The sequence below is a fragment of the Pseudomonas sp. MB-090624 genome (assembly GCF_003205245.1).
GTDB classification, from domain to species: domain Bacteria; phylum Pseudomonadota; class Gammaproteobacteria; order Pseudomonadales; family Pseudomonadaceae; genus Aquipseudomonas; species Aquipseudomonas juntendi.
Window position 1 is genome coordinate 179,194 of the sequence record NZ_QJRK01000001.1, and the last position, 19,212, is coordinate 198,405.

Genomic DNA, 19,212 nt, shown 5'->3' on the forward strand with positions numbered 1-19,212 from the left:
GTACGGCGACAGGTGGGACCAAGGCGCATAGCCATGCCGGCTGGCCGGCGATGAGGCCATCATGCCCATGACAGATCGCGGTCCCACTCTGGGTCGTCCTTGAACCGCTCCACCAGAAAATCCAGCATGCTGCGCAAGGTGGCCGGCATGTGCTTGCGCGAGGTGTACACCGCATTCAGGTTCAGCTCGCGCGGCCTGGCGTGTGCCAGCAGCCGCACCAGTTCACCTTTGCGCAGGGCGTCGGCGGCCTGGTAGGTCGGCAACATGGCGATGCCGGCCCCAGCCAGTGCCGCCTTCTGCAAGGTCATTGCCTCATTGGCGCTGATGTTGCCGGCCACCGGCACGCTCACCTGCTGGCCGGCCACGTCGAAGTGCCACAGGCTATGGCCGAAGTAGGCATGGGTCAGGCAGTTGTGCCGGCTCAGTTCCTCGACCTGTTGCGGGGTGCCATGCTCGTGCAGATAGGCGGGTGCCGCACAGACCACCGACCGGCACACGCTCAGGCGCCTGGCAATCAGGTTGGGGTCCAGGTCGTTGCTGGTGCGGATGGCCAGGTCGATACGCTCGTCCACCAGGTTGACGGTGCGGTCGAGCATCTGCAGATCAACCTTCACGCCGGGGTAACGCTGTACATAAGCCGCGATGGCATCCACCAGTTGGGCCTGGCCGAACGAGGTGCTGACGCTGATGCGCAATGCCCCCTTGGGGGCATCGTCCGGCTGTTGTACTGCGGCCTGCAGGTCACCGGCCAGGTCCAGCAATTGCCGGCAACGGGGCAGGGTTTCCTGGCCGGCGGCCGTCAGGCTGAGCTTGCGTGTGGTGCGTTGCATCAGGCGTGCACCCACCCAGTCTTCCAGCTCGGCCAGGTAACGCGATACGACCGGCCGCGACAGTTGCAGGTGATCCGCCGCCGCTGACTGGCTGCCCAGGTCGACAACGGTGACAAAGACGCGCATGGCGTTCAGACGGTCCATGACTTGCTCGCTTTCAGAAACAAACTATGTCCAAGCATCGCATTTTTTGTTACGGATCGGGCAACTAAGCTGTGGGTCATCGATCTAGCGGAAGGCTTACCCAATGTCCCTGTTCACCCCTCTGCGTGGCCTGTTGCTGGCCTGCGTCACCCTCGCTGGTCCGGCCATGGCCGCCGAGCCTTTGCACCTGGAAGTCTACAACCCCGGCCACGACGCTATTTTCCCGGTGAGCTCGGTAATTGTCAGTGGCGAGCACGATGCGGTGCTGGTCGATGCCCAGTTCGGCAAGGCCCAGGCCGAGCAACTGGTGCAACGCCTGCGGGCGGGTGGCAAGCACCTGACCAGCATCTACATCAGCCACGGTGACCCGGATTACTACTTTGGCCTGGATACCGTGACCCAGGCGTTCCCCGACGCCAAGGTGCTGGCTTCGGCTGCCACCGTTGCGCACATCCGCCAGACCATGGAGGCCAAGCTGGCCTACTGGGGGCCGCAGATGGGGGCCGACAAACCGGCGCGGCTGGTGCTGCCTCAGGTGCTCGAAGGCGACCGCCTGACCCTGGAGGGGCAAGCCCTGGAAGTGGTCGGCCTGGACGGCCCTCAGCCTGACCGCAGTTTCGTCTGGATCCCTTCGATCAAGGCCGTGGTCGGCGGTGTCGTGGTAGCCGAGCACATTCATGTGTGGATGGCGGATACGCAAACGCCCAAGTCCCATGCCGACTGGCTGAGCACCCTGGCGCGCATCGAAGCGCTGGCGCCGCGCACGGTCGTCCCGGGCCACTACCTGGGCGATAGCAGCCGTTCGTTGGAGGCCGTGCGTTTCACGGCCAACTACATTCGCGATTTCGACAGCGAGGCCGCCAAGGCGAAAGATGCCGACGCGCTGATCAAGGCGATGAAGCAGCGTTACCCGGGCCTGGCCGATGAAAGCTCGCTGGAGCTGGGGGCCAAGGTCGCCAAGGGCGAAATGAAGTGGTAATTCCGTTCAGTTGATGGAGCGTATGACATGAGCAAGATTGCAATCATCGGCGCCACCGGTCGTGCTGGCAGCCAGTTGCTGGAAGAGGCCCTGCGCCGTGGCCATAACGTGGTGGCGATTGCCCGCGACCCGTCGCAGCTGCAGGGGCGTGACGGGGTGACCATCAAGGCGCTGGATGCCAAGGACGGCACAGCCCTGGAGGCAGCAGTGACAGGTGTGGATGCAGTACTGAGTGCAGCGCACTTCTCCACCATCGAGCCGCAGGCGATCATCGAGCCGGTCAAGCGTGCCGGGGTCAAACGCCTGCTGGTGGTTGGCGGTGCCGCCAGCCTGTTGCTGCCGTCGGGGCAGCGGGTGATCGACAGCCCGGATTTCCCGGAGGCCTACAGGGCCGAGGCCACGGGCGGTGTGCGTTTTCTGGAGGCGTTGCAGGGCGAGCAGGACCTGGATTGGACCTTCCTCTCACCGTCGGCGGAGTTTGTTGAAGGCGAGCGCAGCGGGCACTACACGCTGGGCAAGGACCATCTGCTGATCGGTGCGGATGGCAAGAGCTGGATCACCTTTGCCGACTATGCGATTGCCATGCTGGATGAGCTGGAGAAACCGCAGCATTCGCGGCAGCGGTTCACGGTCGGGTATTGAGTCGCCTGCTTCGCGGGCTCGCCCGCTCCCACAGGTAGTGCACAGGTTTCAAATACTGTGCGTCACCTGTGGGAGCGGGCGAGCCCGCGAACAGGCCTTCACAGGCTGGCCTGGCCCTCCAGCCAGTCCAGCAACTCCAGCAACCCCGCCGGCAGGTTCCTGGCCTGGCTCACCAGGTAGTAGCCCTTACCGGTCAGCACCTTCAGCGCAAACGGCATGCAAAGCCGCCCGCTACGCAAGTCATCGCCAATCAGCGACCAATCACCGATAGCCACGCCTGTCCCCTGAGACGCCATGGCCATGGCCATGTCCAGCGTTTCGAAGTGCTGCTTCGGCCCCTGCGCAGTCAGCGTTACCCCAGCCGCCTGCAGCCATAACCACCAATCATGCTCATCCCGCGAGGGGTGCAGCAACATGTGCCGCGCCAGGTCTTCAACTTGCTGCAAGGGCAGCGGCCCCTCACGCAAAGACGGTGCGCACACCGGCGTGAGTTGCTCATCGAACAGCTTGCGCACCTGCAGCCCGTGGTTCGGTGCCCCGCCATAGACCACCGCGGCATCAAAGCCCTCGCGGCGCAAATCCACGCCATGCTGAACGGTCGTGGTCAGTTCCACCGGTACATCCGGGCGCAGTGCCTGCCATTCCATCAGGCGCGGCAGCAGCCAGCGCATCACGCATGTGGGGGCCTTCAACTGCAGGGTCGTGCTGTGCTCTCCCACCTCACGCACCCCTTGTTCGATCAGCGCAAACACCTGTTGCACCCGTGGCAGCCAGTCCTGGCCTTCACGGGTCAGGCTCAAGCCGCGGGCCTGGCGCTGGAACAGGGCATAACCCAAGTGCTGCTCCAGGGCGGCGATCTGCCGGCTGACGGCGCCCTGGGTGATGTGCAACTGCTGCCCCGCGCGGGTGAAATTGCAGCACTGGGCGGTGATCAGGAAGGTATGCAAGGCGGGTAGGGGCGGGAGGCGTTTCATCGCAATAAGCCATGACTTCAGGACATGGCTAGTATGTGTTTTTTTGCATTGTGGCGATAGCCGTGGCTTGGGTCCAATAAGCGCATAACCCAACAAGATCGATGGTGAACCCCGATGGCAACCTGCGGCGAAGTGCTGGTCAAACTCCTTGAAGGCTATGGCGTGGACCATGTCTTCGGCATCCCCGGCGTGCATACGGTGGAGCTGTACCGAGGCCTGGCGGGCTCGTCCATTCACCATATCACCCCGCGCCACGAGCAGGGCGCCGGGTTCATGGCTGACGGCTATGCGCGCACCCGTGGCAAACCCGGGGTGTGCTTCATCATTACCGGCCCGGGCATGACCAACATCGCCACCGCCATGGGCCAGGCCTATGCCGATTCGATTCCGATGCTGGTGATCTCCAGCGTGCAGTCGCGTGACCAGTTGGGCGGTGGCCGTGGCAAGCTGCACGAGTTGCCTGACCAGGCGGCGCTGGTGGCGGGTGTCGCGGCGTTTTCGCACACCCTAATGAATGCAGCCGACCTGCCACAGGTATTGGCGCGGGCCTTCGCGGTATTCGACAGCGCCCGGCCGCGCCCGGTGCATATCGAAATACCGCTGGATGTGCTGGTTCAGCCCGCCGACCAACTGTTGCCAGGCCGCCCGGTACGGGGTAACCGGGCAGGGGCTGCACCGCAGGCCGTGGCGCAGATGGCTGAACGCCTGGCAAGCGCGCGGCGGCCATTGATCCTCGCCGGTGGCGGTGCCTTGGCAGCAGGTGCTGCGTTGGCCCGCCTGGCCGAGCACCTGCAGGCACCGGTAGCCCTGACCATCAATGCCAAGGGCTTGCTGCCATCCAGCCACCCGCTGCAGATTGGCTCGACCCAGTCGCTACCGGCTACGCGGGCGCTGGTGGCCGAGGCCGACGTGGTGCTGGCGATCGGTACCGAACTGGCCGAAACCGATTATGACGTGACCTTCAAAGGCGGTTTCGACATCCCGGGGAGCCTGCTGCGCATCGACATCGACCCGGACCAGACCGTGCGCAACTACCTGCCGGAACTGGCACTGGTGGCCGATGCCGAACTGGCTGCCGAAGCGCTGCTGGCGGCCTTGCAGGCGCAGCCGCAGGGGGTATACGACCGCAACTGGGGGCGGGCTCGCGTGACCAGGCTGCGGGACGCCTTGGCAACCGGCTGGGACCAGCCGACCCTGAGCCAGACACGCTTGTTGACGGCCATCGTGCAGCGCCTGCCCGGTGTTGTGTTGGTGGGCGATTCTACCCAGCCGGTCTACACCGGTAACCTGACCTTGGACATGGACCAGCCGCGCCGCTGGTTCAACGCCTCGACGGGCTACGGCACCCTGGGCTATGCCTTGCCGGCGGCCATGGGTGCCTGGTTGGGCAGTGCCGAGCACGCTGCTGAACGGGCGCCAGTGGTGTGCCTGATTGGCGATGGCGGCCTGCAATTCACGCTGCCGGAGTTGGCCAGTGCCGTGGAGGCGCAGGTGCCGTTGATCGTGCTGCTGTGGAATAACCAGGGCTACGAAGAGATCAAGAAGTACATGCTCAACCGGGCGATCGAGCCGGTCGGCGTGGATATCCATACCCCAGACTTCATCGGCGTGGCGCGGGCGTTAGGGGCCGCAGCGCAGAGCGTGGCGGATGTGGCGCAGTTGCAGGCGGCGCTGGGGCAGGCGGTGGAGCGCAAGGGGCCGACATTGATCCAGGTAGACCAGCACCAGTGGCAGGGCACGGTTGTCGGTTGAACATTGAGTCTTGGGTTGCTGGTGCTGGCCCTATCGCTGGCAAGCCAGCTCCCACAAATGGACTGCCCCCAAGAAGTTGGACACCAATCCAATTTCTTGGGGGCAGTCCACCCTGTGGGAGATTCTATGGTTCCTGGCAAGGGTAGCCGGAGCATCTTCAGCGCCTGTGAGATCGAGCGCCGCCCGCGCGGCGCTCGCTCTAACAGGCGCTGCCATACCTTGTGGCAAACACCTGTCAGCCCTAAGGCGATCCCTGTGGGAGCTGGCTTGCCAGCGATGGGGCCGGCACAGCCACCCTGAACTTCAGCCAGCATTGGCCCGCAACCGAGCCACATCCCGAATGGGCGGCGCGCCGTACAGCCGGCTGTACTCGCGGCTGAACTGCGAGGGGCTTTCATAGCCCACCCGGTAGGCCGCCACCGCCGCCTCGAGCCCGTCGTTGAGCATCAACCGCCGTGCCTCCTGCAGGCGCAGTTGCTTCTGGTACTGCAACGGGCTCATCGAGGTCACCGCCTTGAAGCGGTGGTGCAAGGTCGAGGTGCTGAGGTTGACCTCACGGGCCAGGTCCTCGATACGCAGTGGCTGTTGGTAGTGGTTGTTGAGCCAGGCGATGGCCTGGCAAACCCGGTGGGTCTGGCTGTTCGCCAAGGCGATTTCGTACAGCCGATAACCCTGCGGCCCACGCAACAGGCGGTAGAGGATCTCACGGCGGACCAGCGGCGCCAGCATGGGGATGTCGCGTGGGCTATCCAGCAGGCGCAGCAACCGCAACAGGGCGTCGAGCAACGCCGCATCGGTTTTATCCACGTACAGGCCACGGCCCGATGGCTTGTTGGGCACCAGCATCGGGCCGCTTTCGGCGATCAACTGGCTGATCTCGGCCGGGTCCAGGTCCATGCGCAAACCCAGGCTGGGGTGCTCGGGGCTGGCATCGAGCCGCACGCCGCTCAACGGCAGGGTGACCGAAACCACCATGTAGTGCAGTGGATCGTAGGCATACTGCTCGTCCCCCAGAAACAGGCTTTTGCTGCCTTGTGCAAGGATGCACAAGGCCGGTTGCGCCAGGGTGGGGACCGAGCGCACATTCTCGGTGTAGCGCACCAGGTACAGATCCGCGATGGCCGACGCCGGGCCGTGGGGCTCGCCGGCATGGCGGGTAATCAGCTCGGCCAGCTCCAGGCGCTGCAGTTCCAGGGTCGGGTCGGTGGGCGTGGCGATGGTCATGATGCTTTCCTCTGCTGACGGTCGCAGCATAGGTTTGGGCAACGGCCGACGCTAGTCGAAAGCTGCACGTCGCTTGCCTGATCCTGCCGCGCCGCAGGATCAGGCAAGCGGCGAGCAGTAATGGCCTAACGTGTCGTGCGGGCGAACCCCTAACCTTGGCAGCCTGGCTTTTTCGTCCGCTTGCTTCAAGGAGATTGTGCAATGGCCCTAAAACAACCGGTCACCCATCTTGCGTTCATTCGTGCCAGCAGCGGGCGCTCGGCGGAGCTTGGCGCGCGCCTGCGTGACCTGCTCGAGCCGTCGCTGCGTGCGCCGGGTTGCCTGAGCTTCAGCGTACAGCGTTCGCAGGCCGACGCTGACCTGTGGCTGCTCAGCGGCAGTTGGCAGGACCAACAGGCCATGAGTGGCTATTTTGCGTCGCCCACGCTGGAGGTGTTTGGTGAGCTGGTGCAGGCGCAGGTGGTCAGCAGCCTGGACTTGCATACATTCGACTGATGGCATGGCCCCTCCCACAGGGCGCGCGCTGGCTGGGGTTTGGGTTAACATGCCGGGCCATGATCAAGCAGGCAGAGAGCAACATGGCACGTAGGGAATTCCCGCAGTTCGAAGCGGTGTCGGCGATGGTGCCGGCCGAAGGTGGTGGCTATCACGCGGCCATCGCAGTCAAAGCCCTGGGTATGGGCGGCGCGCCGCGTTTTCACAAAGTGCTCGACGGCCAGGTGTTCAAGGGCGCCGTGGCCGCCGACGAAGCGGCCACGGCCGAACTGCAGCGCCTGCAAGGCGTTAGCGCTGAGGGTGAGCTGGTCTGGTGATCAGGCCGGCGGGCGGGCCATCTTGAACAGGTTGCCCAGCTCGAAATAGTCCGCCGGGCCACCACCGCGCAAGATAGGTTCGGCTGCCGCGGTATCGTAAATACCGTTCTTCAGCAGGTGGTCGGCAATGTGCACGGCCACCACTTCCCCAAGAATCAGCCAGCTGGGTACCAGCGCCTGGTCGGCCCGCTTGAGCTGGACGATCTGGCTGACCTTGCACTCGAACGCGACCGGGGTTTCGCCCACGCGCGGCACCTTGACCAGGCTTGACGGTGTGGCGGTGAGGCCGCTCAACTCGAATTCACTGACCTCGGCAGCCACGGGCGCACAGCTCTGGTTCATCTGCTCGGCCAGCGATCGCGTGGCCAGGTTCCAGACGAATTCACCGGTCTGCTCGATATTGTTCAGGCTGTCTTTGCGCCCGACACTGCAGAAACCGATGATTGGCGGGATGTAGTTGAAGGCATTGAAGAAGCTGTAGGGCGCCAGGTTCAAGCGTCCCTCGCGGTCTTGCGAAGAGATCCAGCCGATAGGACGAGGGCCGACGATGGCGTTGAAGGGGTCGTGGGGCAGGCCGTGGCCTTTGGCGGGTTCGTAGTAATACATTGTGCTGGGCTTACTGGCCCTACCTCCTGGTAGACAAGAAGCCTAGTGTGCCAAGCCTTTGCTTGCCTGCAAATGATCAAGCCCGGCAAAAGCCGGGCTGGGCGCTCGCAGCAGGGATCAGCTGATGCGGTTGGCGTTGGTGCGGTCGAAGCCGTCTTCGGCGAAGCGTTGGCCGCCAGTGCGGTCGAAGCCGTCTTCGGCGAAGCGTTGGCCGCCGGTGCGGTCGAAGCCGTCTTCGGCAAAGCGTTGGCCGCCGGTGCGGTCGAAGCCGTCTTCAGCGTAGCTGGCCGACTGGGTCTGGGCTGCGGCAAAGATGTGGGCATTGGTCCGGTCGAAACCATCTTCGGCAAAGGCGCCAGTGGCGAAAACCGACAGGGCCAGGGTGAGGATCAGTTTGTTTTTCATGGTCATTGCTCCAGGGGTTTGTGGGTTGTTTGTTTCCGTGACTTAAATATTACGCCCAATATGCTGATTAAAAAGCGCAAATATATGCACTAAATAATCGAGTTATTCGATATTTTAGGGTGCTGTAACCGTCGTATAGGCGTTTGCCTGGCCGGGCACGGGTTGATGCATGCACCCTTAATCAGTCAGCCCGTGCAGGCTGAAGGGTGGCAATTAATAGGGGATTAAGAAGAACACCTGATGCAGATCACCGATGAAGGTTTTTTCATCGCTTACCTACCTATTTTTCAGCCCACCAGCACCGTCGGCACCACGATGTCCGACTTCATGGACCCTACCCTGGGCATGGTCTATGCCATGAGCCGAATAGCTCAGCTAATCGGCTCATGGGGCATTAAGGGGGCATAAAAAAAGGCGCCCTGCACGTTGGGCGCCCTTGCAGAACGGCCTTACCGGGTCACTCGGTGGTGATACGTGAGTGCTGTTTGGTGTCCTTCATCGTCGCGTACACCAGCAGCGAGCAGGCGATACAGGCGGTGACGTACCAATAGAAGCCGCTTTCCATGCCCGCGCTCTTGAACCACAGCGCCACGTACTCGGCGGTGCCGCCGAAGATCGAAACGGTCAGTGCGTAGGGCAGGCCCACGCCAAGGGCGCGGATTTCGGTCGGGAACAGTTCAGCTTTGACCACGGCGTTGATAGAGGTGTAGCCACTGACGATGATCAGCGCTGCCATGATCAGGAAGAACGCCCCCCACCAGGTCTGGATGGTATGCAGGGTGCTGAGGATCGGCACGGTGAACAGGGTGCCCAGTACACCGAAGGCGATCAGGATCGGGCGCCGGCCGATCTTGTCGGACAGACCGCCGATCACAGGCTGCAGGCACATGAACAGGAACAATGTGGCGGCCGAGATCGTGGTCGAGTCGCTGATGCTCATGCCCACGGTATTGACCAGGTACTTCTGCATGTAGGTGGTGTAGGTGTAGAAGGCCAGGGTACCGCCCATGGTCAGGCCAACCACGGTCATCAGTTCCTTGGGGTGGCGCAGCAGGGTGCGCATCAGGCTTTCCTTGGCTTTTTCCTTCTTGGTGAACGAGGCGGTTTCTTCCATGCCACGGCGCAGGTACAGCGCGACCACGGCGCACAGCGCACCGATCACGAAGGGTACGCGCCAGCCCCAGGCATACAGCTGCTCGGTAGTCAGGGTCTGTTGCAGGACGATCAGCACTGCCAGGGCGATGAGCTGGCCGGAGATGAGGGTCACGTACTGGAAGCTGGAGAAGAAGCCGCGGCGGTCCTTGCTGGCCATTTCGCTGAGGTAGGTCGCCGAGGTGCCGTATTCGCCACCCACCGACAGGCCCTGCATCAGGCGGGCGATGACCAGCAGGACCGGTGCGGCGAAGCCGATGGTTTCATAGCCAGGCGTCAGGGCGATGACCAGCGAGCCGGCGCACATCAGCAGTACCGAGGCCATCAGCGCGGCCTTGCGGCCTTTGCGGTCGGCGTAAAGGCCCATCAGCCAGCCGCCGATCGGGCGCATCAAAAAGCCAACGGCGAAAATCGCGGCGGTGTTGAGCAGTTGTGCAGTGGAGTCGCCGGCCGGGAAGAAGGCCTTGGCGAAATACAGCGAGAATGCGGCGTAGACGTACCAGTCGTACCATTCGACCATGTTGCCGATGGACCCGCTGAAGATCGACTTCAGGCGGCTGGCGGTAGTTTTTTCTGCGGCAGGCGCAGCGGCCGCCCCAGCGGGCAGGGAGGTGGCGTTATCCATCAGGGATACCTTCTCGTTGTTGTTGTGGAGCGCGCCTGGGCGCAGCTGACACGAGCATTTGCAGAAGGTGTGCCAAACCGGGGTGGGCCGACCCAAACCGGGGCAATAGGCCGCTTTGCGGGCACTTTGCCGGCCACGCGCCTGCGAGCCAGGCCCTGAAAGTGCTTTGCATGGGCGGAATTCTGCCTATCGCCAGCCAGTGATAGGCGGAATTCCGCTTATCACTGGCCGGTAAAATCGTCCCGCGACAACCCGTGCCGCTGCATCTTTTCGTTCAGCGTTCGCCGCGGCAGTTGCAACGCCTCCATCACCGCACTGATCGCGCCCCCATGCTGGCGCAACGCTGCACGCAGGCACTGGGCCTCGAACGCCTCCATCTGCTCGCTCAGCGATTGCCCGGCAGGGGCCACCTCGGTACCGGGTGAACCCAGGCCCAATGCATGCCGCTCTGCCGCATTGGCCAGCTCGCGCACGTTACCCGGCCAGTCATGCGCCAGCAGTTGTGCCAGTTGCGCGCCCGACAGCGGCGGCGCAGCGCGGCCAAGCCGGTCGGCAGCAGCGCGGGCGAAGTGGTCGAACAGCAGCGGAATGTCTTCGCGCCGTTCGCGCAAAGGCGCCAGGCGCAACTCGGCAACGTTCAGGCGGTAGGCAAGGTCTTCACGGAAGCGCCCGGCACGGGCCTCCTCCAGCAAGTCGGGCTTGGTTGCGGCGATGATGCGCAGGTCAACGTTGATACTCTGGTTCGCCCCCAGGCGCTCGAGCTTCTGCTCCTGGATCACCCGCAGCAGTTTGGCCTGCTGGGCCAGCGGCATGCTTTCGATTTCATCGAGAAACACCGTGCCGCCGTTGGCATATTCCAGCTTGCCGACGCGCTTGCCCTGCGCACCGGTGAAGGCGCCGCTCTCATGGCCGAACAGCTCGGCCTCGAACAATGCCTCAGGAATGGCCGCGCAATTGAGCGCCACGAATGGCTTGGCCGCGCGTGGCCCGAAATCGTGGAGGCAGCGGGCTACACGTTCTTTGCCGCTGCCTGTCTCGCCCCGGATCAGCACATTGACCGGCAGGCTGGCCAGGTCCAGCACCTGCCGCCGCAGCAGTTGCACGCCCTGGGACATGCCCAGCAGCGTGCCTTCCAGGCGTGACTTGAGGTCCGCCTGCTCGTGCAGGCGGCGGTTCTCCAGCACCAACTGGCGTTTTTCCAGAGCCCGCCGCAGGCTGCCCAGCAGGTGTTGCGGGGTGAAGGGTTTTTCCAGGAAGTCGTAGGCCCCGTTGCGCATGGCCTCCACGGCCATGGGGACATCGCCGTGGCCGGTCAGCAGGATCACAGGCAGGTCGGGGTCGTCCGCCTGCAGGCGTTCGAGTAACTGCAGGCCACCCATGCCGGGCATGCGCACATCGCTGATGATCACACCCGGGAAGTGCTTCGGCAGCTGGCTCAGGCAGTCTTCGGCGCGGGCAAACAGCTGCACGTTGAAACCCGACAGGCTCAGCCATTGCTCGACCGCTGTGCGGATACTGGCTTCATCGTCGATGACGATCACTGAATTGAACATGCAGGCTCCAGGTCTTGGGGCAGGGTAAGGCTCAGGCGCGCACCGCCAGAGAGGTTCTCGGCCTGCAGCTGGCCGCCGACCTCATGGACGATACCGTAGGAGATCGCCAGGCCAAGGCCCAGCCCTTCGCCCACGGGCTTGGTGGTGAAGAAGGGGTCGAAGACCTTGGCCAGGTCGGCCTCGGCTATGCCGCCACCGGAGTCGAGCACACTCAGGCGCCACCGTTCGCCATCGGCTTCGATGCGGATCTCCAGGCGCTTGTAGCGTTTGTCGGCCATGGCGTCGAGGGCGTTGCGCAACAGGTTGATCAGTACCTGTTCCAGGCGGATGGCATCGCCCCGTACCCAGGCCGGGCGTGCGAGGTACAGCGCGACCTCGACCTGTTCGCTGCGGATACGCGTTTCCAGCAGGTGCAGTGCCTGATCGACCACGGTGGCCAGGTCCAGGCGCTCGCGCAAGCCCATCGGGCTGTTACGGGCGAAGGTCTTGAGGTGACTGGTGAGCGCTGCCATGCGCGTGAGCATCTGCTCCAGCGGCTCGAGTGCCTGCCGCGCTTCAGCAGACCGGCCATTGTCGAGCAGCAGGCGCACGGTTTCCAGTTGCATGCGCTGGGTCGTCAGCGGTTGGTTGATTTCGTGGGCCATGGCCGCCGACATCTGGCCCAGCGCGGCCAGTTTGGCGGATTGCACCAGGCCCTCCTGGGCGGTACGCAGCTCGCGGGTACGTTCCTCGACCTGGCGCTTGAGCTCTTCCCGGCTGCGCTGGCGCAGGCGTGCCAGGCGCAGGCGCTGGCTGATGAACAACGCCGCGAACACCAGGCTCAGCCATACGGCAGCAGCGCCGAGTGCGGCGTTGCGGCCGTCTGCCGCCACCTGCGGCTTGCGCAGCAGGTGCAAGGTCCAGCCTTCGCCTGCCAGCGGCAGGCTTTCCCACAGGTACTCGGCGCTGCCGTCGGGGCCTTGCACGCGGCTGAGGGTGCTGTTGGCAGCGAAGCGCGTGAGCACCTGATGGTGCAGCGGCACCAGCGGCTGCTTGTCGTACTGGCGTGTTTCGGCAAGTTCGGCACGGTCGGCGCCGCGCAGTGGCTGCAGCTCGCGGTAGCGCCAGCCGTCCTGGTTGGCAATGAAGGTGATGCCGCGGGCATCGCTGACCAGCAGGATATCGCTGCCCTGGCGCCATTCGCGTTCCAGCTCCGGGAACTCCAGTTTGACCACCATGGCGCCGAGAAAACGGCCATGTTCGTCGTTGACTGCGCTGGCCAGAAAGTACCCCGGTACCCCGCTGGTCACGCCAACGGCATAGAAGCGGCCCGTACCCTGGCTGCGGGTTTGCTTGAAGTAGGGCCGAAAGCCGTAGTTGGAGCCGACGTAGGTGCTGGGTAGCCGCCAGTTGCTGGCTGCCACGGCCAGGCCGGTGCGGTCGAGCAGTTCGAGGGTCGAAGAGTTGGCCGCACCATTGATACGTTCGAGCTTGCGGTTCAAGGCGCCTTGCACCGTCTCGCTGACCGGGCCGCGCAGGGCGTCGATCAGTTCCGGGTCCAGCGCCAGCACGGCTGGCAGGGCCCGGTAGCGGTCGATCAGCGTATGCAGGCTATTGGCGTACAAGCCCAGTTGCTGGTGGGCACGTTGTGCGTCGTTTTCCATGGCCTGGCGCTTGGCCTGGTGCATCGCCCAACCGGCACTGAGGGCAGTGCCTAGCAGGATCAGCAGGGTAATCAGCCCCAGCCGCAGGGCGCGAAAGGAAAAGGGCATGGCGCGGATCCGGGTCATTGGGACATCGGGGCTGGCCCTTACCCGGGCTTGCCCGCCCCCACGTGTGAGTACCTGTGGGAACGGGCAAGCCCGCGAAAGGGCAGGTACAGGCGACCGTTCAGTTACAGCAATTCAAAACTCTGCTGCTGCACCGCCTGGGAGTCGAGCCCGACCTGGACATTGAACTCCCCGGGCTCGGCAACCCGCTGCAACTGGCCATTGTAGAACTTCAGGTCTTCCTCGCTGATGCGGAAGCTCAAGGTGCGCGTCTCACCGGGCTTGAGCATCAGTTTCTGGAAGTTCTTCAGCTCTTTGACCGGGCGGCTCATCGATGCCGAGACATCCTGCAGGTACAGCTGCACCACGGTCTCGCCTGCCAGCTTGCCGGTGTTCTTCACCGTGACCTTGGCTTGCAGCGTATCGCCGCGCCTGAGGTTGTTGGCCGACAGCGTCAGGCCCGACAGCTCGAAGCTGCTGTAGCTCAGGCCGTAGCCGAACGGGTACAGCGGGCCGTTGGGCTCTTCGAAGTACTGCGAGGTGTAGTTGCCGGGTTTGCCTGGCGTGAACGGCCGGCCGATACGGGTGTGGTTGTAGTACATCGGGATCTGCCCGACCGAGCGCGGGAAGGTGAAGGCCAGCTTGCCGGACGGGTTGTAGTCACCGAACAGCACGTCGGCAATGGCATTGCCGCCTTCGGTACCGGCGAACCAGGTTTCGAGAATGGCATCGGCCTGTTCACGTTCCCAGCTGATCGACAGCGGGCGGCCGTTCATCAGCACCAGTACCAGTGGCTTGCCGGTCGCCTTCAAGGCCTTGATCAGTTCACGCTGGCTGGCAGGAATCTCCAGGGTGGTGCGGCTCGACGACTCGTGGGACATGCCGCGGGACTCGCCAACCACGGCCACTACCACGTCGGCTTGTTGCGCAGCCTTGACCGCTTCATCGATGAGCACCGCAGGGGGGCGCGGGTCGTCGACGATTTCCGGGGCATCGAAGTTGAGGAAGTTCAGGTAGTCGAGGATGGCCTTGTCGCCGGTGATGTTGGAGCCTTTGGCGTAGACCAGTTTGGCCTTGCCTTCCACGGCGCGGCGCAGGCCTTCGCGTACTGTGACCGAATGCGCCGGTTTGCCGTCGGCGGCCCAGCTGCCCATCATGTCGATCGGGGCATCGGCCAGGGGCCCGACCAGCGCGAGGGTCCCGGTTTTTTTCAGCGGCAGGGTCTGGTTGTGGTTTTCCAGCAGCACCAGGCTGCGACGCGCCACGTCACGGGCGGCTTCGCGGTGCAGGCGGTCGCTGCCGTAGTAGTCTTTCAGGTCGGTTTCGGCCTTGCCAATGCGCACGTACGGGTCCTTGAACAGGCCCATGTCGTATTTGGCCCCCAGCACTTCGCGCACGGCCTGGTCCAGTTCGTGCTGGCTCACCTCGCCAGACTTCAGCAGGCCTGGCAGTTCCTGGCCGTACAGGGTGTCGTTCATGCTCATGTCGATGCCGGCCTTGATAGCCAGCTTGGCGGCTTCGCGGCCGTCGCGGGCGACGCCATGGCGGATCAGTTCCTGGATGGCCCCGTGGTCGCTGATGGTCACACCCTTGAAGCCCCACTCCTTGCGCAGCAGGTCGTTCATCAGCCAGGTGTTGGAGGTGGCCGGCACACCGTTGATCGAGTTCAGCGCCACCATGACGCCCCCGGCACCGGCATCGAGTGCGGCGCGGTAGGGCGGCAAGTAATCGTTGTACATTTTCGGCAGGCTCATATCGACCGTGTTGTAGTCGCGCCCGCCTTCTACCGCACCGTACAACGCAAAGTGCTTGACGATGGCCATGATGCTGTCGGGGTTGGCCGGGCTGCTGCCCTGGAACGAGCGCACCATGACCTGGCCGATCTTCGAGGTCAGGTAGGTATCCTCGCCGAAACCTTCACTGGTGCGGCCCCAGCGGGGGTCGCGGGCAATATCGACCATGGGGGCGAAGGTCATGTCCAGGGCGTCGGCCGAGGCTTCGATGGCGGCGGTGCGGCCCACTTTGGCCACCGCGTCCATGTCCCAGGTGGCGGCCATGCCCAGCCCGATCGGGAAGATCGTGCGCTCGCCGTGGACGGTGTCGTAGGCGAAGAACATCGGGATTTTCAGGCGGCTGCGCATGGCCGCATCCTGCATCGGCCGGTTTTCCGGCGCGGTGCGGGAATTGAAGGTACCGCCAATGCGGCCAGCGGCGATTTCCTCGCGAATCTTGTCGCGCGGCATTTCCGGGCCGATGCTGATCAGGCGCAGTTGGCCGATTTTCTCGGCTTCGGTCATCTGGCTGACCAGATGGTCGATGAAGGCCTGCTTGTCCTGCAGGGGCGGGGCGGAGGTGGCGGCGAGGGCCGCCTGACTGGCAAGGCCCATGGCCAGGCCCAGCAAAGACAGTTTCATCATCAGTTCCGTTGTGGGGCCTCTGCCGTATCCAGGGTGGTACGCGCGCGGCCGAAGTTTTCAGGCGGCTATTGTTGTACGATTTGCAGGCAATGCTTCCAGCGGCCGATTATGCCTGAATATGTCACCCGCGGACGAAGCCCCGTATGCCGGGACAACAACTATAAGAAAGCTCAGAGACCGACGGCATGACCCCTTTTGACGAGTATGATCAGCGGCAGATTGCCGAAGCCATAGCCCGTGCCGAGCGGCACACCGACGCCGAACTGGTGACGGTACTGGCGCGGCGTGCCGACGACTATGCGTATTGGCCGCTGCTTTGGGCTGCCGTGCTGGCACTGGCCGTGCCGGGCCTGCTGCAGTGGCTGCTGGGCTGGCCGGGCGTGCGTGGCTTGTTGGTGGCCAACATGCTGCTGTTTGTCGGCTTGTGCCTGCTGCTGCGCAGCCCGCGCCTGGCCGGCTGGCTGATCCCCCAGGTGCTGCGCCGCTGGCGTGCTTCGCGCCTGGCGCACCAGCAATTTCGCGAGCTGAACCTGCAGCGCACGGCGGCTGGCACGGGGGTGCTGATTTTCGTCAGCGAGGCGGAGCGGCATGTGGAAATACTGGTTGACCGCGGCATCGAGCACTGCCTGGATGCCAGCGCTCGGGCGGCACTCGTCAGCCGGCTTGCCGAACAGGTGCGCCAGGGGCGGACCCTGCAGGGTTTTGTCGAATGCATCGAGGCCTGCGGCGAGTTACTGAGCGAGCAGGTGCCACCGACCCATGCGCGTAACGAGCTGCCAAACCGCCTGGTGATTCTCGACTGAGGCAGCATGCAGGCGCGCACTTGGATAAGGGCAGGCAGTTCGGGGCTGCTGTGCAGCCCATCGCCAGCCCCTATTGAACAATACATAACTTGTTGATTCAGCCGGGCCCTTGTGGGAGCGGGCGCGCCCGCGAACACCGGCGTAGCCGGTGCCAGCCACCGCGTTGGGCTCTTCGCGGGCTCGCCCGCTCCCACACAGGCCGCGTCGCGCTTGCGGCAGGTGTTTGCCACAAGCTATGCAGCGCCTAGCCTGGCCTGGGCGTGACGCGGCCGTGGGTGGCCAAGGTATGCCTGGCCGCACGGCACACGGTAGAATGAGCGTTCCGCTACCCAAGGCCCCTTTGTCCATGCCCGCCAGTCATTCCGCTTCCGCCGCGCCGGACGCACTCGCCCAGTTCCTCGACCTGCTGAACGCTGCCCTGCAGGGCGGCACGTTAAGCAAGCTGGTGCTGGCGCGCCATGTCGGTGCCGACCAGACCCTGCAACGAATCATCGCCAAGCCGCTGCAGGTCAAGGGCCAGCCCTGCCTGTCGCTGGTCTACCGTCACCAGACCCGAGACATCACCCGCAACCTGGCACTGGACGCTGCCTTGACGCTGGTGGCCGAGTTGCTGCCGGGCAGCTTCCGCAACGCCCACCTCTTCGATGCCGATGGCGAAGTACAGCTGACCTTCAGCAAGAAGGGCAAGCCGATCCTTCAGCGCCATGGCGCACAAGCCCCGCGCGAGGCCGCGCCCGCCAGTGGCCATGACCGTGAGAAAAAACGCTACCTGGAGCTGTCGCGCCCATTCCTGCGCGACCTTGGCGTGACCGACGCGCAGGGGGCACTGATCCCGTCCATGTCGCGCAAGTGGAAGCAGATCAACAAGTTCATCGAGGTCTTCGACCACGCCCTGGCCAGCGCCCCGGTGCCGACACAGCAGGTACTGCGGGTGGCCGACTTTGGCTCGGGCAAGGGCTACCTGACCTTCGCCATGCATGATTACCTGCGCAATACATTGGGCCGCGAAGCGCAGGTGACCGGGGTTGAACTGCGCCAGGACATGGTCGACCTGTGCAACGCCGCCGCGGTGCGGCTGCAGCATGCGGGCCTGGAGTTCCAATGTGGTGACGTGCGCAGCGTGGTGCCCGACGCCATCGAGGTGATGATCGCCCTGCATGCCTGTGACATCGCCACCGACTATGCCATCCATACCGGCATCCGCAGCAATGCCGCGATCATCATGTGTTCGCCGTGCTGCCACAAGCAGATCCGCCCGCAACTGCACAGCCCGGGCCTGCTGCAGCCAATGCTGCAATACGGCCTGCACCTGGGCCAGCAGGCCGAAATGCTCACGGACAGCTTGCGGGCGCTGTACCTGGAGGCCTGTGGTTATGAGACCAAGGTGTTCGAGTTCATCTCCCTGGAGCACACCAACAAGAACAAGATGATTCTTGCGGTGAAGCGGCGCCAGCCGGGCGACAACCGTGCGCTGCTGGAGAAAATCGCTCAGCTCAAGGCGTTCTATGGGGTGCAGGAGCATTGCCTGGAGACGCTGTTGCGGTGCGACGGGCTGCTCTGAGCGGGCGCGTATCCCTACCATCCCTACAGAATTCCTTTGCCCTTGATCGGTAATGCTTGTAGGGCATTTCCTAGCCGTGCCTTTCAAGGGGTTCTCTGATCAGCGTTTCTGTAGTGTGACGTGCTCAGTAGTCAGTTAGCCGGGTTGTCATTTGACAACCAATGAGCAGTAAGTCCACACTGGAGAAAAGCTGATGGCCCGCCCCAGTCATGCCAGGAAAGAGGTTGAATTGGCCTTGAGGCACGCGGAATCAAAGGGATGGAGAGTTGCGGTAGGCGGGGGACATTGTTGGGGAAAAATGTATTGCCCTTTCAACGATGCCGACTGTCGATGCGGGGAGTATTGCATTACCAGCATATGGAGCACGCCACGTAACGCCGGTAATTTAGCGCGACAGTTGAGGCGTGTGGTTGATCACTGTTCGGCTGACAGGCTGGCAATGTGTACCCCCAAGGAGGAGTAGCGATGGAGTATGAGTTCACTCTCAGGTATCAGCTGAGCGGGAACGAAGATATCGATGCGTTGCTGGAGCGCCTGGCTCAGTACGGATGTGATGATGCATTGGCTGGTGTAGGTCAACCTGGGCGTCTGGCATTGGCATTCACTCGCCAGGCGACATCTGCCAGGCAGGCCATCGAGAGCGCATTGAGTGATGTTGCCAGAGCGGTTCCAGGCGCTCGCCTGATCGAAGCGACCCCCGATCTGGTCGGGCTCAGCGATGTGGCGGAACTCATCGGTGTATCTCGGCAGAACATGCGCAAATTGATGCTCGCCCATGCAGGTAGCTTCCCAGTACCCGTGCATGATGGCAGCACCGCTCTGTGGCACCTGGCCGATGTGTTGCCATGGCTGCAGGCGCGAGGGAGCTACCCGATCGGCAAGAGCACGTTGGAGCTTGCGCGCATGGCAATGGCCGTTAACGTGTCCAAAGCATACGAACGCGTGCTCGGCGAGCCAGACCTGGCCCCTTCAACAGGCGCCTGAG

At 63.7% G+C, this 19,212-nt stretch carries 19 protein-coding genes; 10 read left to right on the forward strand and 9 right to left on the reverse strand.

Annotated features, from left to right (window positions below):
* Positions 1-59 precede the first annotated feature (59 nt).
* Positions 60-974 (reverse strand): LysR family transcriptional regulator, encoded by a 915-nt coding sequence (locus DMX12_RS00855; RefSeq protein WP_110675693.1) that lies wholly within the window; start codon positions 972-974, stop codon positions 60-62.
* Positions 975-1,077: 103 nt separating this feature from the next.
* Between DMX12_RS00855 and DMX12_RS00860 the strand changes: the two genes are divergently transcribed.
* Both DMX12_RS00860 and DMX12_RS00865 read left to right on the forward strand, forming a co-directional pair.
* On the forward strand, positions 1,078-1,953 hold the full coding sequence (locus DMX12_RS00860) for an MBL fold metallo-hydrolase (RefSeq protein WP_110675696.1): 876 nt from the start codon (positions 1,078-1,080) through the stop codon (positions 1,951-1,953).
* Between the two features lie 27 nt (positions 1,954-1,980).
* Positions 1,981-2,595 carry an NAD(P)-dependent oxidoreductase gene (locus DMX12_RS00865; RefSeq protein WP_110675698.1) on the forward strand — a complete coding sequence of 205 codons (615 nt, stop codon included), beginning with the start codon at positions 1,981-1,983 and terminating at the stop codon, positions 2,593-2,595.
* A 98-nt stretch (positions 2,596-2,693) separates the two neighbouring features.
* On the opposite strand, the gene DMX12_RS00870 is transcribed toward DMX12_RS00865, so the two are convergent.
* Positions 2,694-3,569 carry a LysR substrate-binding domain-containing protein gene (locus DMX12_RS00870; protein WP_110675700.1) on the reverse strand — a complete coding sequence of 292 codons (876 nt, stop codon included), beginning with the start codon at positions 3,567-3,569 and terminating at the stop codon, positions 2,694-2,696.
* Between the two features lie 114 nt (positions 3,570-3,683).
* On the opposite strand from DMX12_RS00870, the gene DMX12_RS00875 reads away from it, so the two are divergent.
* Positions 3,684-5,321: a 5-guanidino-2-oxopentanoate decarboxylase gene (locus DMX12_RS00875; protein WP_110675702.1), complete on the forward strand. Its 1,638-nt coding sequence runs from the start codon at positions 3,684-3,686 to the stop codon at positions 5,319-5,321.
* Positions 5,322-5,624: 303 nt separating this feature from the next.
* On the opposite strand, the gene DMX12_RS00880 is transcribed toward DMX12_RS00875, so the two are convergent.
* Positions 5,625-6,545, reverse strand: a complete 921-nt coding sequence (locus DMX12_RS00880) for an AraC family transcriptional regulator (protein WP_110675704.1) — start codon at positions 6,543-6,545, stop codon at positions 5,625-5,627.
* 201 nt (positions 6,546-6,746) lie between these two features.
* Between DMX12_RS00880 and DMX12_RS00885 the strand changes: the two genes are divergently transcribed.
* Positions 6,747-7,040: a putative quinol monooxygenase gene (locus DMX12_RS00885; RefSeq protein WP_054905633.1), complete on the forward strand. Its 294-nt coding sequence runs from the start codon at positions 6,747-6,749 to the stop codon at positions 7,038-7,040.
* Between the two features lie 59 nt (positions 7,041-7,099).
* Positions 7,100-7,357, forward strand: coding sequence for a hypothetical protein (locus DMX12_RS00890; RefSeq protein ID WP_009683090.1), 258 nt, complete (start codon positions 7,100-7,102; stop codon positions 7,355-7,357).
* On the opposite strand, the gene DMX12_RS00895 is transcribed toward DMX12_RS00890, so the two are convergent.
* A complete protein-coding gene (locus DMX12_RS00895; protein WP_009683089.1) occupies positions 7,358-7,963 on the reverse strand; it encodes a flavin reductase family protein in 606 nt (201 codons plus the stop codon).
* A 117-nt stretch (positions 7,964-8,080) separates the two neighbouring features.
* Positions 8,081-8,368 (reverse strand): hypothetical protein, encoded by a 288-nt coding sequence (locus tag DMX12_RS00900; RefSeq protein WP_110675706.1) that lies wholly within the window; start codon positions 8,366-8,368, stop codon positions 8,081-8,083.
* A 240-nt stretch (positions 8,369-8,608) separates the two neighbouring features.
* Between DMX12_RS00900 and DMX12_RS29225 the strand changes: the two genes are divergently transcribed.
* A complete protein-coding gene (locus tag DMX12_RS29225) occupies positions 8,609-8,776 on the forward strand; it encodes a hypothetical protein (RefSeq protein WP_156089060.1) in 168 nt (55 codons plus the stop codon).
* A 49-nt stretch (positions 8,777-8,825) separates the two neighbouring features.
* On the opposite strand, the gene DMX12_RS00905 is transcribed toward DMX12_RS29225, so the two are convergent.
* The 4 genes from DMX12_RS00905 to bglX all read right to left on the reverse strand — a co-directional run bounded on the left by DMX12_RS00905 (position 8,826) and on the right by bglX (position 15,863).
* The gene (locus DMX12_RS00905; RefSeq protein WP_009683086.1) at positions 8,826-10,145 is read right to left on the reverse strand and encodes an MFS transporter; all 1,320 of its coding nucleotides are present in this window, start codon (positions 10,143-10,145) and stop codon (positions 8,826-8,828) included.
* A 221-nt stretch (positions 10,146-10,366) separates the two neighbouring features.
* Positions 10,367-11,698, reverse strand: a complete 1,332-nt coding sequence (locus DMX12_RS00910) for a sigma-54 dependent transcriptional regulator (RefSeq protein WP_110675708.1) — start codon at positions 11,696-11,698, stop codon at positions 10,367-10,369.
* Positions 11,683-13,449, reverse strand: a complete 1,767-nt coding sequence (locus DMX12_RS00915) for an ATP-binding protein (protein ID WP_110675710.1) — start codon at positions 13,447-13,449, stop codon at positions 11,683-11,685. Before DMX12_RS00915 ends, DMX12_RS00910 begins: the two co-directional genes overlap by 16 nt.
* Positions 13,450-13,571: 122 nt before the next feature.
* Positions 13,572-15,863 (reverse strand): beta-glucosidase BglX, encoded by a 2,292-nt coding sequence (bglX, locus tag DMX12_RS00920; RefSeq protein ID WP_110675712.1) that lies wholly within the window; start codon positions 15,861-15,863, stop codon positions 13,572-13,574.
* A 185-nt stretch (positions 15,864-16,048) separates the two neighbouring features.
* On the opposite strand from bglX, the gene DMX12_RS00925 reads away from it, so the two are divergent.
* From DMX12_RS00925 to DMX12_RS00940, 4 genes are all read left to right on the forward strand, one after another.
* Entirely contained in the window at positions 16,049-16,666 is a 618-nt protein-coding gene (locus DMX12_RS00925; protein ID WP_110675714.1) for a TPM domain-containing protein, read from the forward strand.
* Between the two features lie 346 nt (positions 16,667-17,012).
* Positions 17,013-18,227, forward strand: coding sequence for an SAM-dependent methyltransferase (locus DMX12_RS00930; protein ID WP_110675716.1), 1,215 nt, complete (start codon positions 17,013-17,015; stop codon positions 18,225-18,227).
* 193 nt (positions 18,228-18,420) lie between these two features.
* Positions 18,421-18,690, forward strand: coding sequence for a hypothetical protein (locus DMX12_RS29665; protein WP_082416127.1), 270 nt, complete (start codon positions 18,421-18,423; stop codon positions 18,688-18,690).
* A 2-nt stretch (positions 18,691-18,692) separates the two neighbouring features.
* Positions 18,693-19,211, forward strand: coding sequence for an AlpA family transcriptional regulator (locus DMX12_RS00940; RefSeq protein WP_054912184.1), 519 nt, complete (start codon positions 18,693-18,695; stop codon positions 19,209-19,211).
* Position 19,212 lies beyond the last annotated feature (1 nt).

Excerpts from the sequence above, each read along its gene's own strand:
- DMX12_RS00925 (WP_110675714.1), top strand. The coding sequence starts at position 16,049 with ATGACCCCTTTTGACGAGTATGATCAGCGGCAGATTGCCGAAGCCATA.
- DMX12_RS00860 (WP_110675696.1), top strand. The coding sequence starts at position 1,078 with ATGTCCCTGTTCACCCCTCTGCGTGGCCTGTTGCTGGCCTGCGTCACC.
- DMX12_RS00900 (WP_110675706.1), bottom strand. The coding sequence starts at position 8,368 with ATGAAAAACAAACTGATCCTCACCCTGGCCCTGTCGGTTTTCGCCACT.
- DMX12_RS00890 (WP_009683090.1), top strand. The coding sequence starts at position 7,100 with ATGATCAAGCAGGCAGAGAGCAACATGGCACGTAGGGAATTCCCGCAG.
- DMX12_RS00940 (WP_054912184.1), top strand. The coding sequence starts at position 18,693 with ATGGAGTATGAGTTCACTCTCAGGTATCAGCTGAGCGGGAACGAAGAT.
- DMX12_RS00885 (WP_054905633.1), top strand. The coding sequence starts at position 6,747 with ATGGCCCTAAAACAACCGGTCACCCATCTTGCGTTCATTCGTGCCAGC.
- DMX12_RS29665 (WP_082416127.1), top strand. The coding sequence starts at position 18,421 with ATGGCCCGCCCCAGTCATGCCAGGAAAGAGGTTGAATTGGCCTTGAGG.
- bglX (WP_110675712.1), bottom strand. The coding sequence starts at position 15,863 with ATGATGAAACTGTCTTTGCTGGGCCTGGCCATGGGCCTTGCCAGTCAG.
- DMX12_RS29225 (WP_156089060.1), top strand. The coding sequence starts at position 8,609 with ATGCAGATCACCGATGAAGGTTTTTTCATCGCTTACCTACCTATTTTT.
- DMX12_RS00870 (WP_110675700.1), bottom strand. The coding sequence starts at position 3,569 with ATGAAACGCCTCCCGCCCCTACCCGCCTTGCATACCTTCCTGATCACC.
- DMX12_RS00880 (WP_110675704.1), bottom strand. The coding sequence starts at position 6,545 with ATGACCATCGCCACGCCCACCGACCCGACCCTGGAACTGCAGCGCCTG.
- DMX12_RS00865 (WP_110675698.1), top strand. The coding sequence starts at position 1,981 with ATGAGCAAGATTGCAATCATCGGCGCCACCGGTCGTGCTGGCAGCCAG.
- DMX12_RS00875 (WP_110675702.1), top strand. The coding sequence starts at position 3,684 with ATGGCAACCTGCGGCGAAGTGCTGGTCAAACTCCTTGAAGGCTATGGC.
- DMX12_RS00910 (WP_110675708.1), bottom strand. The coding sequence starts at position 11,698 with ATGTTCAATTCAGTGATCGTCATCGACGATGAAGCCAGTATCCGCACA.
- DMX12_RS00930 (WP_110675716.1), top strand. The coding sequence starts at position 17,013 with ATGCCCGCCAGTCATTCCGCTTCCGCCGCGCCGGACGCACTCGCCCAG.
- DMX12_RS00905 (WP_009683086.1), bottom strand. The coding sequence starts at position 10,145 with ATGGATAACGCCACCTCCCTGCCCGCTGGGGCGGCCGCTGCGCCTGCC.
- DMX12_RS00915 (WP_110675710.1), bottom strand. The coding sequence starts at position 13,449 with ATGCCCTTTTCCTTTCGCGCCCTGCGGCTGGGGCTGATTACCCTGCTG.
- DMX12_RS00895 (WP_009683089.1), bottom strand. The coding sequence starts at position 7,963 with ATGTATTACTACGAACCCGCCAAAGGCCACGGCCTGCCCCACGACCCC.
- DMX12_RS00855 (WP_110675693.1), bottom strand. The coding sequence starts at position 974 with ATGGACCGTCTGAACGCCATGCGCGTCTTTGTCACCGTTGTCGACCTG.